This window comes from Burkholderia sp. MSMB1835, assembly GCF_001526365.1.
Lineage (GTDB): Bacteria > Pseudomonadota > Gammaproteobacteria > Burkholderiales > Burkholderiaceae > Burkholderia.
Window position 1 is genome coordinate 166,775 of record NZ_LOYP01000043.1, and the last position, 14,869, is coordinate 181,643.

At 68.7% G+C, this 14,869-nt stretch carries 13 protein-coding genes; 8 read left to right on the plus strand and 5 right to left on the minus strand.

Annotated features, from left to right (window positions below):
* Positions 1–24: 24 nt before the first annotated feature.
* Positions 25–1,008 (minus strand): LysR family transcriptional regulator, encoded by a 984-nt coding sequence (locus WS96_RS19595; RefSeq protein ID WP_059779369.1) that lies wholly within the window; start codon positions 1,006–1,008, stop codon positions 25–27.
* Positions 1,009–1,744: 736 nt separating this feature from the next.
* Here WS96_RS19595 and WS96_RS19600 point away from each other — a divergent pair.
* Positions 1,745–2,956 (plus strand): pyridoxal-phosphate-dependent aminotransferase family protein, encoded by a 1,212-nt coding sequence (locus WS96_RS19600; protein ID WP_034206542.1) that lies wholly within the window; start codon positions 1,745–1,747, stop codon positions 2,954–2,956.
* A gap of 27 nt (positions 2,957–2,983) precedes the next feature.
* Here the strand turns inward: WS96_RS19600 and WS96_RS19605 are convergent, their stop codons facing one another.
* Entirely contained in the window at positions 2,984–3,919 is a 936-nt protein-coding gene (locus WS96_RS19605; protein WP_059834686.1) for a helix-turn-helix domain-containing protein, read from the minus strand.
* Between the two features lie 134 nt (positions 3,920–4,053).
* On the opposite strand from WS96_RS19605, the gene WS96_RS19610 reads away from it, so the two are divergent.
* The 3 genes from WS96_RS19610 to WS96_RS19620 all read left to right on the plus strand — a co-directional run bounded on the left by WS96_RS19610 (position 4,054) and on the right by WS96_RS19620 (position 6,328).
* Positions 4,054–4,944 carry a DMT family transporter gene (locus tag WS96_RS19610; RefSeq protein ID WP_059834688.1) on the plus strand — a complete coding sequence of 297 codons (891 nt, stop codon included), beginning with the start codon at positions 4,054–4,056 and terminating at the stop codon, positions 4,942–4,944.
* Between the two features lie 115 nt (positions 4,945–5,059).
* Complete coding sequence (locus WS96_RS19615) at positions 5,060–5,725, plus strand: hypothetical protein (RefSeq protein WP_059834690.1); 666 nt, start codon at positions 5,060–5,062, stop codon at positions 5,723–5,725.
* A gap of 9 nt (positions 5,726–5,734) precedes the next feature.
* Entirely contained in the window at positions 5,735–6,328 is a 594-nt protein-coding gene (locus WS96_RS19620; RefSeq protein WP_059834691.1) for an RES family NAD+ phosphorylase, read from the plus strand.
* A 36-nt stretch (positions 6,329–6,364) separates the two neighbouring features.
* Here the strand turns inward: WS96_RS19620 and WS96_RS19625 are convergent, their stop codons facing one another.
* On the minus strand, positions 6,365–7,579 hold the full coding sequence (locus WS96_RS19625; RefSeq protein ID WP_034206545.1) for an MFS transporter: 1,215 nt from the start codon (positions 7,577–7,579) through the stop codon (positions 6,365–6,367).
* Positions 7,580–7,914: 335 nt separating this feature from the next.
* On the opposite strand from WS96_RS19625, the gene xdhA reads away from it, so the two are divergent.
* From xdhA to WS96_RS19645, 4 genes are all read left to right on the plus strand, one after another.
* Positions 7,915–9,489, plus strand: coding sequence for a xanthine dehydrogenase small subunit (xdhA, locus tag WS96_RS19630; RefSeq protein WP_059834693.1), 1,575 nt, complete (start codon positions 7,915–7,917; stop codon positions 9,487–9,489).
* Positions 9,490–9,507: 18 nt separating this feature from the next.
* Entirely contained in the window at positions 9,508–11,871 is a 2,364-nt protein-coding gene (xdhB, locus tag WS96_RS19635) for a xanthine dehydrogenase molybdopterin binding subunit (RefSeq protein ID WP_059834694.1), read from the plus strand.
* Between the two features lie 87 nt (positions 11,872–11,958).
* Positions 11,959–12,627 (plus strand): xanthine dehydrogenase accessory protein XdhC, encoded by a 669-nt coding sequence (gene xdhC, locus WS96_RS19640; protein ID WP_059834696.1) that lies wholly within the window; start codon positions 11,959–11,961, stop codon positions 12,625–12,627.
* Positions 12,628–12,724: 97 nt separating this feature from the next.
* A complete protein-coding gene (locus tag WS96_RS19645) occupies positions 12,725–13,126 on the plus strand; it encodes a nuclear transport factor 2 family protein (protein ID WP_059834698.1) in 402 nt (133 codons plus the stop codon).
* A gap of 49 nt (positions 13,127–13,175) precedes the next feature.
* On the opposite strand, the gene WS96_RS19650 is transcribed toward WS96_RS19645, so the two are convergent.
* Together WS96_RS19650 and WS96_RS19655 are read right to left on the minus strand one after the other, a co-directional pair.
* Complete coding sequence (locus WS96_RS19650; RefSeq protein ID WP_034206550.1) at positions 13,176–14,123, minus strand: LysR family transcriptional regulator; 948 nt, start codon at positions 14,121–14,123, stop codon at positions 13,176–13,178.
* Positions 14,124–14,192: 69 nt separating this feature from the next.
* The gene (locus WS96_RS19655; protein ID WP_059779395.1) at positions 14,193–14,831 is read right to left on the minus strand and encodes a 2-hydroxychromene-2-carboxylate isomerase; all 639 of its coding nucleotides are present in this window, start codon (positions 14,829–14,831) and stop codon (positions 14,193–14,195) included.
* Positions 14,832–14,869 lie beyond the last annotated feature (38 nt).

The window sequence follows — 14,869 nt, forward strand, 5'->3', positions numbered from 1 at the left end:
CCTCCAATGGCTGACGCGCGCAGTTTACTGCAGGCCCGTGACGATGTCGGCGTGTTCGGGCCCGCGCGCCGGCCGCAGGAAGCCGTAGTCCGTCCGTTCGCGGGCGGACGACGCGCCGAAGTGCTCGAGTGCATGCTCGACGAAGCTGCGCGTGCGGGCCGGCACGTACTGGCGGTTCGGATAGACGAGCGACAACTGCGCGTCGGGATCGTCGATCCGGTAGCCGGCCATCAGCCGCACGAGCGTGCCGTGGTTGAGCGCGTCGGCCACGCACGGCTCGGGCAGCACCGCGATGCCGGCGCCGGCCACGGCCGCCGCCTGCACGAGCGCGAGCTGGTTGACCGTGCAGGCCGGGCGCACCGTGACCGAATGGGCGACGCCGTCGTGACCGACCAGTTGCCACGTCGGCGCGTGCTGGTGCGGCGCGAGCGTGACCCAGTCGTGGCCCGGTAGATCGTCGGGCACGCGCGGCTCGCCGCGACGGTCGAGATAGGCCGGCGCCGCGCACGCGACGAACGGATTCGGCGCGAGGGCATGGCCGATCAGCGACGGGTTGCCGTCGAGCCGGGTGCCGGTGACGATGCCGACGTCGTAGCCCGAATCGAGCACGTCGAGCGGCCCTTCGGCGACGGTCAGCTGCACGCGCAGCTCCGGATAGCGGTGCCGGAAGCTGCTGACGAGCGGCGTCAGCGCCAGCGGCGACAGCAGCCCCGACGCGACGACGCGCAGCGTGCCGGCCGGTTCGCGCACCGCATGCGCGACCGACGATTCGAGGTGGTCGAATTCCTCGAGCAGCGCGCGGCAGCCATCGAGGTAGCGCACGCCGGCCTCGGTGAGCGACAGGTTGCGCGTGGTGCGATGGATCAGCCGTGTGTTCAGATGGCCCTCGAGCATCGCGATCGAACGCGTGACGAGCGCATTGGACACGCCGAGATGGTGCGCCGCGCGCCGAAAGCTTTGCTGTTCGGCGACGCAGACGAATACACGCATGGTCTGAATCTGGTTCATGGCTTGCGTATTTTTGGCCCGGTTGATTGATTTTGGTTGTGATTTATCGCCGCACGACATCGAAAGCGCATTGCGCGGCCCCAGCTCTCCCTCGTATCGAAAATCGAATTTCGATTCCGCAGACGATTGTTCAATACGGAACCGATATCCGTCAACCTGAGAAAAGGGGCGGCTTGCGTAAAATCGAAATCGCGAGTACCGGTTTAACGCTGCAATGCAGCAAGAACGCCAGGGGGAAAACGGCGCGATATTGGAATATGCGTCGAGGTGGCCCGGATTACCTATTCCAATCAACGTGTTGGGCTAAATTCGTGCGAACCGTGACAGGGCGATTTCGGCGTCGCTCCCCAATACATGCCGCAATAATGGATGTTTTTTCCACGTTCGGATTTTGTGTATCGAATTCGCTCCGCGATTTGTATCAGGTGGCCGCTCCATTTCGTTCGATCCGAGAATCGGGCTGAACCGGCGGTTTCGGCGAACCGTTGCCGATATTGGCGGAGAAAATCGTGCGGGCGGAACCCGAATGGAACCGTTTCGGAAACGGCCGGCAATCCCTTTTTCAATCCGGCAGGTCGCGGCGCGACCGGCTGGCCCGGTCCGGCGACCGGCCGGCGTCGCGCTGTCCGGACGTGCGTGCCTCTTGCGCGGGGCGGCGGAACGCGGAATGATCGACAGTTCGCCGTGCCATGCCGCCGGCGTCCGGGCATTTTTCTTCCCTCATCATTTTCCAGCCATGTCCATCGATTATTCGCCGATTCCCTGTCCCGTCGTCGTGCCGCTCGACGCGATCCTGCCCGAAGAACCGCTGCTGATGATGGGGGCCGGCCCGGTTCCGATCCCGGCCGCCGTGGCCAAGGCGAACACGATCGTGATCAATCACCTCGGCGCGACGATGGCGAAGATCATCGAGCAGGTGAAGGAGATGGCGCGCTACGTGTTCCAGACCCGCACGAAGTGGGTGCTCGGCGTCGCGGGCCCGGGCTCGGCCGCGATGGAAATGGCGATCTCGAACCTCGCGTGGCGCGGCACGCGCGTGCTGTCGATCCGCAATGGCTTCTTCAGCGCGCGGATGGCCGAGATGGCCACGCGTGTCGGCGCCGACGTCGCGACGCTCGAAGTCGCCGACCGCGCGGTCGCGAGCCTCGACGAGATCGCCGACGCGATCGCGCGCGAGCGGCCCGAGATCGTCACGATCGTGCAGGGCGAGACGTCGAACACGGTATGGAACCGCGACCTGCGCGACATCGCCGCGCTCGCGAAGGCGGCCGGCGCGCTGGTGGTCGTCGATGCGGTGTGCACGCTGTCGACGATGCCGCTCGAGATGGACGCGTGGGGCATCGACGCGGTGATCACCGGCGGCCAGAAGGGGCTGTCGTCGATTCCGGGCGTGTCGCTGATCGCGTTTTCCGATGCCGCGTGGGAACGCATGAAGCAGCGCCCCGAGCCGAATGCGCACTGGTGCCTCGACATGGCGCTCGCGGAGAACTTCTGGCACAACGCCGGCTATCACTACACGGCGCCCGTGTCGGGCGTGCTCGCGCTGCACGAGGCGCTGCGGCTCGTCTGCGCGGAGACGCTCGAAAGCCGCTTCGCGCGCCACCTGCGCTGCTCGCTGGCGCTGCAGGCGGGCGTCGAATCGATGGGGCTCAAGCTTTATGCGCCGAAGGACTGCCGGCTCAATTCGGTGGTCGGGATCGAGACGCCCGAGGGGCTCACGCCGGGGATGGTCTGCGGCCATATCTCGAAGCAGTACCAGGTCGAGATCTCGGGGTCGTTCGGGTTGCCGATCGTGCGGATCGGACAGATGGGCGAGCAGTGCCGCGAACACAACCTGTTCCGCACGCTGCATGCGTTCGGTCGCACGATGGTCGACCTGAAGGTGCCGGTCGACCTGCCGGCCGGTGTCGCCGCGCTCGAACAGGAACTGTCGCGGCGCGGCGCGTAAGCGCGCAAAGGCGGCACAGGGCCGCGCTCAGCGGCCCTGCATCGCGCGCCGGTACGTATTCGGTGTCGTGCCGTGCGCGTCGCGAAAGCGATGGCTGAAGTGGCCGGCGTTCGCGTAGCCGCAGTCGGCCGCGATCTGCGCGAGCGGCAGCGCCGTCGTGCGCAGCAGCTCGCGGGCCCGGGCGAGCCGTTGCTCGGCCACCCAGGCGTGCGGCGCGCGGCCGAACGACAGCCGGAACATCCGCGAGAAGTGGTATTCGGACAGCGCGGCGACCTCGGCGAGTTCGCCGAGCGTCAGCGGCTGCGTCAGGTACGTGTCGATGTAGTCGCGCACGCGGCGGCGCACCGCCGGCGCGAGCCCGCCGCGGAACGACGTGTCGGTGCGCGTCGTGCTCTGGCCGCGCAGCAGCAGGCTCAGCACGTCATGCGCGGTTTCGTTCGCGCGTAGCCGGTCGTCGGCATCGTCCCAGCCGTCGAGCGCGAGCGAGCGCAGCAGCGCGGCGACGCGCGCATCCTCGAAATAGGTGCGATCGGCCAGCTTCAGTTCGCGCGGTTCGCGGTCGAGCTCGCGGATCGCGCGCTGCGTGAAGTGTTCGGGCAGGAAATACAGGTGGACGAAATGCATTTCGCCACGCACCCACCAGCGCGATTCATGGTCGCCCGGCAATGCGCACAGCAGGCTCGGCGCGCCGTAGCGCGGCACGCGCTGGCGCTCGGTCCGGTAGCCGCCGTCGAGGTAGCACGACAGCGTGTGGTGGCCGGGCTGCTCGTAGATCGTCTCGCTTTCGTCGGTGATCCGCGTCCATTCGGCGATCGCGAGATGGTCGCCGAGCCATGCGAAGCGCTCGAGCGTCGCGTTCGCGTCGGCGAGGGTGCGGCAGACCGACTGCAGGCCGAACGGCAGCTCGCCGCCGGCCAGGGCGGCGGCGCGGTCGACGGGCGGGGCGCAGAGGGAGAGACTCATGATGCGCCGAGTATAAGCGGCCGCGCGACGGCGTGTGCGGCGTCCCGAAAAAGACCGCAATTCCGGACAATCGGCACGCGCGGGGCGGCGGCATAGTCGGGATCCCGATTCACCCGATTTCCCGAATTGCCGCCATGAACCTGTCGCTTTATTTCGTCACCGTGCTGATCTGGGGCACCACTTGGATCGCGATCAAGTGGCAACTCGGCTCGGTGCCGCCGCCCGTGTCGATCGCATGGCGCTTCTGGCTCGCGGCCGCCGTGCTGTTCGCGCTGCTGCGCGTGATGCGCCGGCCGGTGCGCCCGCCGCGCGAAGCGTGGCGCTTTCTCGTCGCGCAGGGCTTCGCGCTGTTCTGCCTGAATTTCCTGTGCTTCTACTATGCGGAGCAAGTTGTGCCGAGCGGGCTCGTCGCGGTGATCTTCTCGACCGCGCCGCTGCTGAACTCGATCAACGGCCGGCTGTTCATGGGCCGCCCGCTGCGGCCGTCGGCGATCGCGGGCGCGCTGCTCGGCCTGACCGGCATCGCATGCCTGTTCTGGCAGCAGATGGCCGGCCATCTCGACGACCACGCGACGTGGATCGGGCTCGCGATCGCGTTCGCCGGCACGATGTGTTTCTCGGCGGGCAACCTGCTGTCGAGCCGGATGCAGTCGATGGGGCTGCACCCGCTCGCGACCAACGGCTGGGCGATGCTGATCGGCGCGGCGATCCTGACCGTCGGCAGCGCGGCGGCCGGCATGCCGTTCACGCTCGACATGAGCCCGCGCTATCTCGGCGCGCTCGTGTACCTGGCCGTGCCGGGCTCGGTGATCGGTTTTACCGCCTACCTGACGCTCGTCGGCCGGATCGGGCCGGAGCGCGCCGCGTACTGCACGGTGCTGTTCCCGATCGTCGCGCTGGCCGTGTCGACGGTGTTCGAGGGCTACCGGTGGTCGCCGCTCGCGGTGATCGGGCTGCTGCTCGTGGTGGCCGGCAATCTCGTCGCGTTCGATCTCACGCGCCGGTTGTTTCTGCGGACGGTGTGACGCAATGCCGACGGCGCTGCCGGAGGCTCGGAAAGCTGATTCGTATGGTTGACTTGGTTGACTTGGTTTCGATTCGGGGCTACGCTTGATCGTCCGGTTGGATCAGGAGGTCAGGATGGTCACGCAAGCTCATGTGTTCGAAGGCGCGGCTGCGGTTCTCGATGTCGAGACGGAGGAGGCGCTGCGCAGCGCGGTCGGCGCCGCGACCATGCTCGGCCCCGATCGCGCCCGCGCACTGCTCGCGCTGTCGGACGAGCAACTGGGGCACCTGTTCAAGGTGGGCATCGCGCAGGTCATCGATCTGGCCGGCACGATCACCTTCGGCATCGCCGCTGCCGCGACACGCGACAGGAAGCCGGCCGGCCGGCAGAAGCGGGGGACGGCTGCACGCGCGGATGCCGGCGTCGCCGATCTCGAGCGGCAGGTGCAGGCCGAACGGCGCGCGCTGGTTGCCGATGGCCGGCTGCTGTCCGCCGCGCAGACGTGGACGGGGCTCGGCATGACGCGGCAGGCGCTGAGCAAGGCGGTCGGGTCGGGCCGCATCTTCGCGGTCGATGTCGGCGCCGCACAGTACTATCCGGCTTTCTATCTGGCGGGAGACGTCGATCGCAAGACGTTGGGGCGGGTCACGCAGTGTCTTGGCGATTTGCCCGGCTGGAGCAAATGGCAGTTCTTCACGACGCCCAAGGCGTCGCTGGGCAACGTCACCCCGCTCGTCGCGCTGTCGCGCGGCAAGCTCGACGATGTCGAACGTGCCGCTGCGGCATTCCGCGAACGCTAGGAGCCGCGCTTGCTGACGGCACCGGGCGAACATTTCGCGAGCGCGGCGCTTGTCATCCGCGAGGTCGCGCCGGCAACGCTGGTGCGCATCTCGCGATATGCGACCGGCGAGCCGTACTTCGGAAAGTCGGGCGGCAATCGTTTCGACGATCCGCGCAAGCGGCGGGGGTACGGCACCAGCTATTTCGGCTTCGATCTGCATTGCGCGTTCGCGGAGACGGTGCTGCATGACGAAGTCGCCGATCTGGTGCTGGGCGGTTTTCCGCTCGTGACGACCGAACTCGATCGCCACGTACTTTCATTCGACGGCGCGCCGCTGACCGTGGCCGTCCTGCACGGCTTGCCGCTGAAAAACCTCGGGGGCGACGGCGCGCTGTCGACCATCGTGCCGTACGACGTGCCGCAACAATGGTCGCTAGCCGTCCACCGGCATCCCCGTCGCGTCGACGGATTTTTGTACATGTCGCGCCATCTCAACACGTCGGAAGCGCTCGTGCTCTTCGATCGTGCCGAGCACAAGCTCTCGCTCGGGAACGCCGTTCCGTTCAGGCATCACCCCGATGCGGCCCGCGTATTGCGGGACTTCAACGTGCTGCTGCGGTGATGCGCGTTGTGCGTGCGCCAACGCGCGTCGCGTCTCTCAGGCCGCCGCGCCGCTTCCCGCCACGCGCGCCTGCCGCTGATACAGCACCATCGACAGCGCGACGCCCCCGGCGGCCGCCACCGCCGCGAACAGGAACACCTGCGGATAGCCGAACGCACCCGCGACATAGCCGGCGAGCGGGCCGGTGATGCCGAGCGACAGGTCGAGGAACACCGAATACGCGGACAGCGCCGCGCCGCGGCTCGCGGGCGGCACGAGCGCGACGGCCTCGACGCCGAGCGCCGGGAAGATCAGCGCGAAGCCGAAGCCCGTCAGTGCCGCGCCGACGAGCGCGACGTGCGGCACCGGCGCGAGCCACAACAGCACGAGGCCCGCGCATTCGAACGCGAACGACACGATCGCGACGCGGAAGCCGCCGTGGGTCTTGATCGTGTTCGCGAACAGCAGGCGCGCGCCGATGAACAGCGTGCCGAACACGGTCAGCGACAGCGCGGCGTTCGGCCAGTGGCGCGCCGCGTAGTACAGCGTGACGAACGTGGCGATCGAGCCGAAGCCGGCCGAGCCGAGCGCGAGGCCGAGGCCGTGCGGCAGCACGCGCGTGAACACGCTCGCATACGACATCCGTTCGCCGTGCACGAGCGGCACGGCGGCGATCAGGCGGGCGAGGTAGAAGCCGAGCGCGGCCAGCGCGATCACGATCACGCCGATCAGCGCCGGATTCAGCGTATGCGCGATCGCGACGCCGACCGGCGCGCCGAGCGCGAGCGCGCCGTAGGTCGCGATGCCGTTCCACGAGATCACCTTCGCGTTGTGTGCGACGCCGACCCGGCCGATGCCCCACAGGATCGCGCCGGTGCCGCACAGGCTTTCGCCGACGCCGAGCACCAGCCGGCTCGCGATCAGCAGCACGAGGCTCGCGACCGGCCAGTGCGCGAGCAGCAGCGCGACGAGCAGCAGCACGCCCGACACGCCGCAGCCGACCAGCCCGCGCAGCACCGTCTGCTTCGGCCCCAGCGTATCGGCGAGGCGCCCGGCGAGCGGTCGCGATGCGAGCGTCGCGAAATACTGGACGCTGATCGCGCCGCCCGCGACGATCGCGGAAAAGCCGAGGTCGTCGTGGACGAAGCCCGGCAGCACCGCAAGCGGCAGGCCGATGGTCAGGTAGCAGATGAACGTGAAGCAGACGACGGACACGATTTGCAGCGTGACCGCGAACCCGCTGTGCGGCGGTGTGGCGGAATCGGTTGACATGGGGTCGGAACGAATGACGGATCGGACGGAAAACGGCGGAAAAGGGAATCGGGATTTTCCCATGGAACCGGTTTTCACGCAGGTACCGTTTAGTTAACTGCCTGCCGTTCGTGAAGACGACCGGCGGTCGCGGGCGCCGGAAACGGACGCGGCGCACCGTGCGGCAAGGGGCGCGGGCGGTCGGGCGCGCATATCGCGGCAGTTATATGAGCCGCATGCGTGATGGGCTATGGGTTGCGGAATTTGACGGTGATAGCGTGCAAACTGTCGGAAAAACGTCGGTCGAGCGCTCCGCGCAGGCCGCCTAGCCCCCCAATTTGAAGAAACACCGAGACATGAGTGAGCCGATCCGCTTCTACCATCGTCACGCGATCCGCGAAGTGAGCGGCGCGGACGTGACCCGCACCGTGCTGCAATACCTGCGCGAGGACGCACATTGCACCGGCACCAAGGAAGGCTGCGCGGAAGGCGACTGCGGCGCGTGCACGGTCGTCGTCGGCGAACTGACCGACGCCGGTGCGGTCGAGTTCAAGGCCGTCAACGCGTGTATCCAGTTCTTGCCGACGCTCGACGGCAAGGCGCTCCTGGCGGTCGAGGACCTGCGCCAGCCGGACGGCGCGCTGCATCCGGTGCAGCAGGCGATGGTCGATTGCCACGGTTCGCAATGCGGGTTCTGCACGCCCGGCTTCGTGATGTCGATGTGGGCGCTGTACGAGAAGCACGGCCACGAAGGCTGCGGCAACGCGTGCGCGAAGGCGAAGGACGTGCCGACGCGCACCGAGATCGCCGATGCGCTGACCGGCAACCTGTGCCGCTGCACCGGTTATCGCCCGATCGTCGATGCGGCGGTGCGGATGTTCGACGCGGCCGGCGAAGGTGCGGCCGGCGAAGGCGCGTCGGCGCCGTCGCCGGTGGTCGACACGGCGGCGCTTGCCCGCACGCTCGCATCGCTCAAGCGCGACGACACGTTCGACTACACGGCGGCCAACGGCGCGCGCTTCGCCGCGCCGCGCACGCTCGACGCGCTGGCCGCGCTGAAGGTCGAGCGTCCCGACGCGCGCATGCTCGCGGGCAGCACCGACATCGGCCTGTGGGTCACCAAGCAGATGCGCCGCCTCGACGATCTGATCTACGTCGGCCAGATCGCCGAACTGCAGCAGGTCGTGGACGGCGACGACTGGATCGAGATCGGCGCGGGCGTGACGGTCGAGAAGGCCTATGCGGCACTCGCCCGCACGTACCCGGAGCTGACCGAGATGTGGAAGCGCTTCGCGTCGCTGCCGATCCGCAATGCGGGCACGATCGGCGGCAACGTCGCGAACGGCTCGCCGATCGGCGATTCGATGCCGGGCCTGATCGCGCTCGGCGCGCGCGTCGTGCTGCGCGGCGGCGACACGGTGCGCGAGCTGCCGCTCGAGGCGCTCTACACGGGCTATCAGCAAAAGGACATGGCGCCGCACGAGTTCGTCGTCGGCTTGAAGGTGCCGACCCGCACCGGCGCGCGCGCGAAGCTGCAGTTCCGCACCTACAAGCTGTCGAAGCGGTTCGACTCCGACATCTCGGCCGTGTGCGCGGCGTTCGCGTTCATCGCGGACGGCGACACGATCCGCGAGCCGCGCGTCGCGTTCGGCGGGATGGCGGCGACGCCGAAGCGCGCCACGCATACGGAAGCCGTGCTCGACGGCGCACAGTGGCACGAAGCCACCGCGCAGGCCGCGATGCAGGCGCTCGAGCGCGACTACCAGCCGCTGTCCGACATGCGCGCGACGAGCACGTATCGTCTCGATACCGCGAAGAATCTGATGTATCGCTTCTGGCTCGAGACGCGTCCGCACGACCCGCTGCCGCCGCAGGCGCTGAACGTGCGCGAAGTGGCCGCCGAAGTTGCCAACGACGCGGCGCGCGTCTGAAGACGGAGAACACCGAACATGAACCAGCAAGCAGAACCGTTCCTCAGCACCGTCGACCCGCAGGCCGACGCCGCGCAAGTGCACGTGTCGCGTGCGCACGAATCCGCCCACCTGCACGTGAGCGGGCGCGCCACCTACACCGACGACATCCCGCTCGTCGCGGGCACGCTGCATGCGGCGCTCGGGTTGTCCGCGAAGCCGCACGCGAAGATCGTGTCGATGAACTTCGACGCGGTGCGCGCGACGCCGGGCGTGGTCGCCGTGTTCACGGCCGACGACATCCCGGGCGTCAACGATTGCGGGCCGATCATCCACGACGATCCGGTGCTCGCGAAGGGCGTCGTGCAGTTCGTCGGCCAGCCGATGTTCATCGTCGTCGCGACCTCGCATGAAACCGCGCGGCTCGCCGCGCGCCGCGCGCAGGTCGACTACGAGGAGCTGCCCGCGATCCTGACCGCACAGGAAGCGCGCAAGGCCGAAACCTACGTGATCCCGCCGCTGAAGCTCGCGCGCGGCGATGCGGCCGCGCGGCTCGCCGCCGCGCCGCACCGCGAGTCGGGCGAGATGCTGCTCGGCGGGCAGGAGCAGTTCTACCTGGAAGGGCAGATCGCGTACGCGGTGCCGAAGGACGACGACGGGATGCACGTGTACTGCTCGACACAGCACCCGAGCGAGATGCAGCACCTCGTCGCGCACGTGCTCGGCGTCGCGTCGCACAACGTGCTGGTCGAATGCCGCCGGATGGGCGGCGGGTTCGGCGGCAAGGAATCGCAGTCGGGCCTGTTCGCATGCTGCGCGGCGCTTGCCGCGTGGAAGCTGCTGTGCCCGGTGAAGCTGCGTCCGGACCGCGACGACGACATGATGATCACCGGCAAGCGACACGATTTCCATTACCGCTTCGACGTCGGCTACGACGACGACGGCCGCATCGACGGCGTCGCACTCGACATGACGTCGCGCTGCGGCTTCTCGGCCGACCTGTCGGGGCCGGTGATGACGCGCGCGGTGTGCCACTTCGACAACGCGTACTGGCTCGGCGACGTCGACATCGCCGGCTACTGCGGCAAGACCAACACGCAGTCGAACACCGCGTTCCGCGGCTTCGGCGGCCCGCAGGGCGCGTTCGCGATCGAATACATCCTCGACGACATCGCGCGCTCGCTCGGCCGCGATCCGCTCGACGTGCGCTACGCGAACCTGTACGGCAAGACCGAACGCAACGTGACGCCGTACGGGCAGACGGTCGAGGACAACGTGCTGCACGAGCTGCTCGGCGAACTCGAGACGACGAGCGACTACCGCGCGCGGCGCGCGGGCGTGCGCGCATTCAACGCACGCAACACGGTGCTGAAGAAGGGCATCGCGCTCACGCCGGTGAAGTTCGGGATCGCGTTCAACGTCACGCACTTCAACCAGGCCGGCGCGCTGGTGCACATCTACACCGACGGCTCGGTGCTCGTGAACCACGGCGGCACGGAGATGGGGCAGGGGCTCAACACGAAGGTCGCGCAGGTGGTCGCGCACGAGCTCGGCATCCGCTTCGGCCGGATCCGCGTGACGGCGACCGATACGAGCAAGGTCGCGAACACGTCCGCGACCGCCGCGTCGACGGGCTCGGACCTGAACGGCAAGGCCGCGCAGGATGCGGCGCGCCAGTTGCGCGAGCGGCTCGCGGCGTTCGCGGCGAAGCAGTTCGGCGACGGCACGGTCGAGGCGGCCGACGTGAAGTTCGGCAACGACTTCGTGTGGATCGGCGGCGCGAGCGTGCCGTTCGGCGAGGTGATCGCGAAGGCGTATCTCGCGCGCGTGCAGCTGTGGTCCGACGGCTTCTACGCGACGCCGAAGCTGCATTGGGATCAGTCGAAGCTGCAGGGCCGCCCGTTCTACTACTACTCGTACGGCGCGGCGGTATCGGAAGTCGTGATCGACACGCTCACGGGCGAGATGCGCACGCTGCGCGTCGATGCGCTGCACGACGTGGGCGCGTCGCTGAACCCGGCGCTCGACATCGGCCAGGTCGAAGGCGCGTTCATCCAGGGGATGGGCTGGCTGACGACCGAGGAGCTGTGGTGGAACGCGGGCGGCAAGCTGATGACGCACGCGCCGTCCACGTACAAGATCCCGACGGTGAATGACACGCCGCCCGAGTTCAACGTGCGGCTGTTCCAGAACCGCAACGTCGAGGACAGCATCCACCGTTCGAAAGCGGTCGGCGAACCGCCGCTGCTGCTGCCGTTCTCGGTGTTCTTCGCGGTGCGCGATGCGATCGCGGCAGTCGGCGATTACCGGGTGAATCCGCCGCTCGATGCGCCGGCCACCGGCGAGTCGATCCTGCGCGCGGTGCAGGCGGTACGGGCGGCGAGCGCCGCTCGGGCAGGGTGAGACGATGAACCGCCGCTCCACGCCCGCTTCGTGCGCTCGGCTCGACGGTGCGGTCAGCGCCGTCGGGATGGCCGGCGGGAGGCCGGCATGAACGGCCGCGCTCGTTCGCCGCGTGCCGCGTCGCCGGCACCCGTCGCGGGATGCGACGGCGTGTGCGGCAGCGCGCCGTCGCAACTGCAGCCGTTCGCGCCGGGCACCGGCCAGCGCAACCGCGCGACCGGCGCGCCGGCGCCGATGCACATCGTGCTGTTCGGCGCCGGGCACGTCGGCCATGCGCTCGTCACGCTGCTCGGCGCGCTGCCGTGCGTCGTGCAGTGGGTCGATACGCGCGACGAGCTGTTCCCGGACGAATGCCCGCCGAACGTGCAGCCGGAGCCCACCGACACGCCGGAGGCCGTCGTCGACGCGGCGCCGCCCGGCGCGTACTTCCTCGTGATGACGCACAACCACGCGCTCGACTTCTCGCTCGCCGCGCAGATCATGCGGCGGCGCGACTACGCGTACTTCGGGATGATCGGCTCGCGCACCAAGCGCGTGAAGTTCGAGCGCCGGCTCGCCGCGCGCGGCGTGGATCCGGCGCGGCTCGTCGAGATGGTGTGTCCGATCGGCGTCGCCGGCATCGTCGACAAGGCGCCGGGCGCGATCGCGGTGGCCGTCTGCGCGGAGCTGCTGCAGGCACGCTCGGGCATGCCGGTGGCCGATGCGAAGGCGGCCGCCGCGGGCCGCGCGCGCGACGACGTCAGCTGCGCGCGATAACGACGCGCGGCCGATACGCCCGGCGCACGCCGGCGCGTTTTTGCCTACACTGAACGGATCGCGCGGCATCGGGCCGCGCGTCTTTCGCGCACGCACCATGTCCGATCACCAGGTCTATCTCGACGCGCTCGATGCGAGCGTCGTCGCCATCGAGCGCTGGCTGTCCGGCGCCGATACCGCGCCCGCGGCGCTCGATGCGCTGCTCGCATCTTTCTCCACCGGTTTCACGATGATCCTGACCGACGGCCGCCTGCTCGATCGCGACGGCCTGCGTGCACTGTTCGCGCAGCTCGGCGGCGCGAAGCCGGGGCTGCGGATCGCGTTGTCGGACATTCGCGTGCTCGCGGCCGGCGCGTCGCACGTGACGCTCACCTACGTCGAAGCGCAGCATGCGGCCTCGGGCGAATTGCCCGCGCGGCGCGCGACGGCCGTGTTCGAGCGCGACGCGGCAGGCGTCGTGCGCTGGACCCATCTTCAGGAAACGTTCTGCACGGCCTGAGCGGCCGCGCTGCGTGATCGTGCGCGAGGGCGTCCCGCGTCGCGCCGCTTCAGCGCTTGCGCGTGCGGGCGACCGTCAGTTCGTCGGACACGCTCTGCATCAGCGCGCACAGCCACGCGATGTCGGTCGGCCGATCGGGCTGCGGATGCGTGAGCAGGTAGCTCTTGATGCGCGGGAACGGCACGGGCGGCGCGACGACGACGAGCGGCAGCAGTTGCGCATAGTGCGTCGCGAAGCGGCGCGTCGTCGTGAAGATCAGGTCCGATTGCAGCAGCACCTGCGGCACGATCCCGAAGTACGGCAGCGTCGTCACGATGCGCCGCGTGAGGCGGGCGCGCGCCAGGCCGATCTCGATCGCGTTGCGCTTGTCGCCGGTGTACGGGGTGGGCGCGACGTGCGCGGCCGACGCATACGCGTCGCGCGTGAGCGGCACGCGGGCGAGCGGATGCGCATCGCGCATCAGGCACACGATCGTGTCGGAGAACAGGTCCTGGCGCGCGAACTGCGGGTCGGGTTTCGGCCAGTTGCCGATCACGAGATCGAGCGCGCCCGATTCGAGCGCACCCGCGTGGTCGAGCGCGGGATTCAGCGAATCGATCTCCAGATGGGCATGCGGCGCCGCATCGCGAAAGCGCTCGATCAGCGTCGGCATGAAGAAATCGTTCAGGTAGTCGGGCGCGGCGACGCGGAACGTGCGCCGCGCGGACGACGGATCGAAGTCGCCGTGCGGCGTCGCGATGAAATCGACCTCGCGCAGCGCGCGCGATGCGGCGTCGAGCAGCGACGCGCCGTACTCGGTCGGCACCATGCCGGATTTGCCGCGCACGAGGATCGGGTCGTTCAGCGTCTCGCGCAGCTTGCGCAGCGCGGTGCTGATCGCGGGCTGCGTCTGGTTCAGCCGCAGCGCGGCCTGCGTGACGCTGCGCTCGAGCAGCAGCGTGCGCAACACGCGCACGAGCCAGATGTCGAGCGAGGCGGTACGGTCGTCGTCTTCCATCGATTGGGGGTGAGTCCGGTGACGCGTAACCTTACCGCAGCCGCGCGTTGCCGTGCGTGATACCGGCCATCACGCGCGGCCCTTCGGCAGCGTGCTGATCCGCTTGACCTCGCGCGATTCGAGCCAGTTCGGCGTGCGCGCGCAGTACAGCACCATCGGCAGCGCGTCCTCGCCCCAGAACAGCTGCTTGTTCATCCAGAAGGTGGGCACGCCGAACACGCCGAGCGCGATCGCGTCGGCCGTGTTGCGGGTCAGTTGCGCAGCGGTTTCCTCGAATTCGATCAGCTCGTCGCCGTGGCCGACGCCGACGCGTTCGCACAGCGCCGCGAAGCCTTCCGGCGTCGACGGGTCGTTCCCTTCGCGCCAGATGAAGCGGAACATTTCCAGTACCGTCACGATATCGGCGCGCAGCGCGATCGCGAGGCGCAGGACCTTGTCGGAATCGAACGGATGCGCGGGCGGCATCTTGAAGCGGATGCCGAGCTGTTCCGCGCGAAACAGCGCATGCCGGTACGTGAACACGCGTTTGGCCGGCACGTCGGCGCTCGGGCGTTGGCCCCAGTGGCGCTGCAGATCGGGCAGCGAGACGGCGACGGGGTTGAACGGCACGTCCGGCCATTTGTCGTGCTGTTCGAGCAGCAGATACGAGAACGGCGACACGAAGTCGAAGAACCAGGCGGGTTGGGCGGTATCGAGGCCGGTTGTCATGTCGTTCTCCAGAGGGTGGGGCGTGCGGCGCCTGGCGG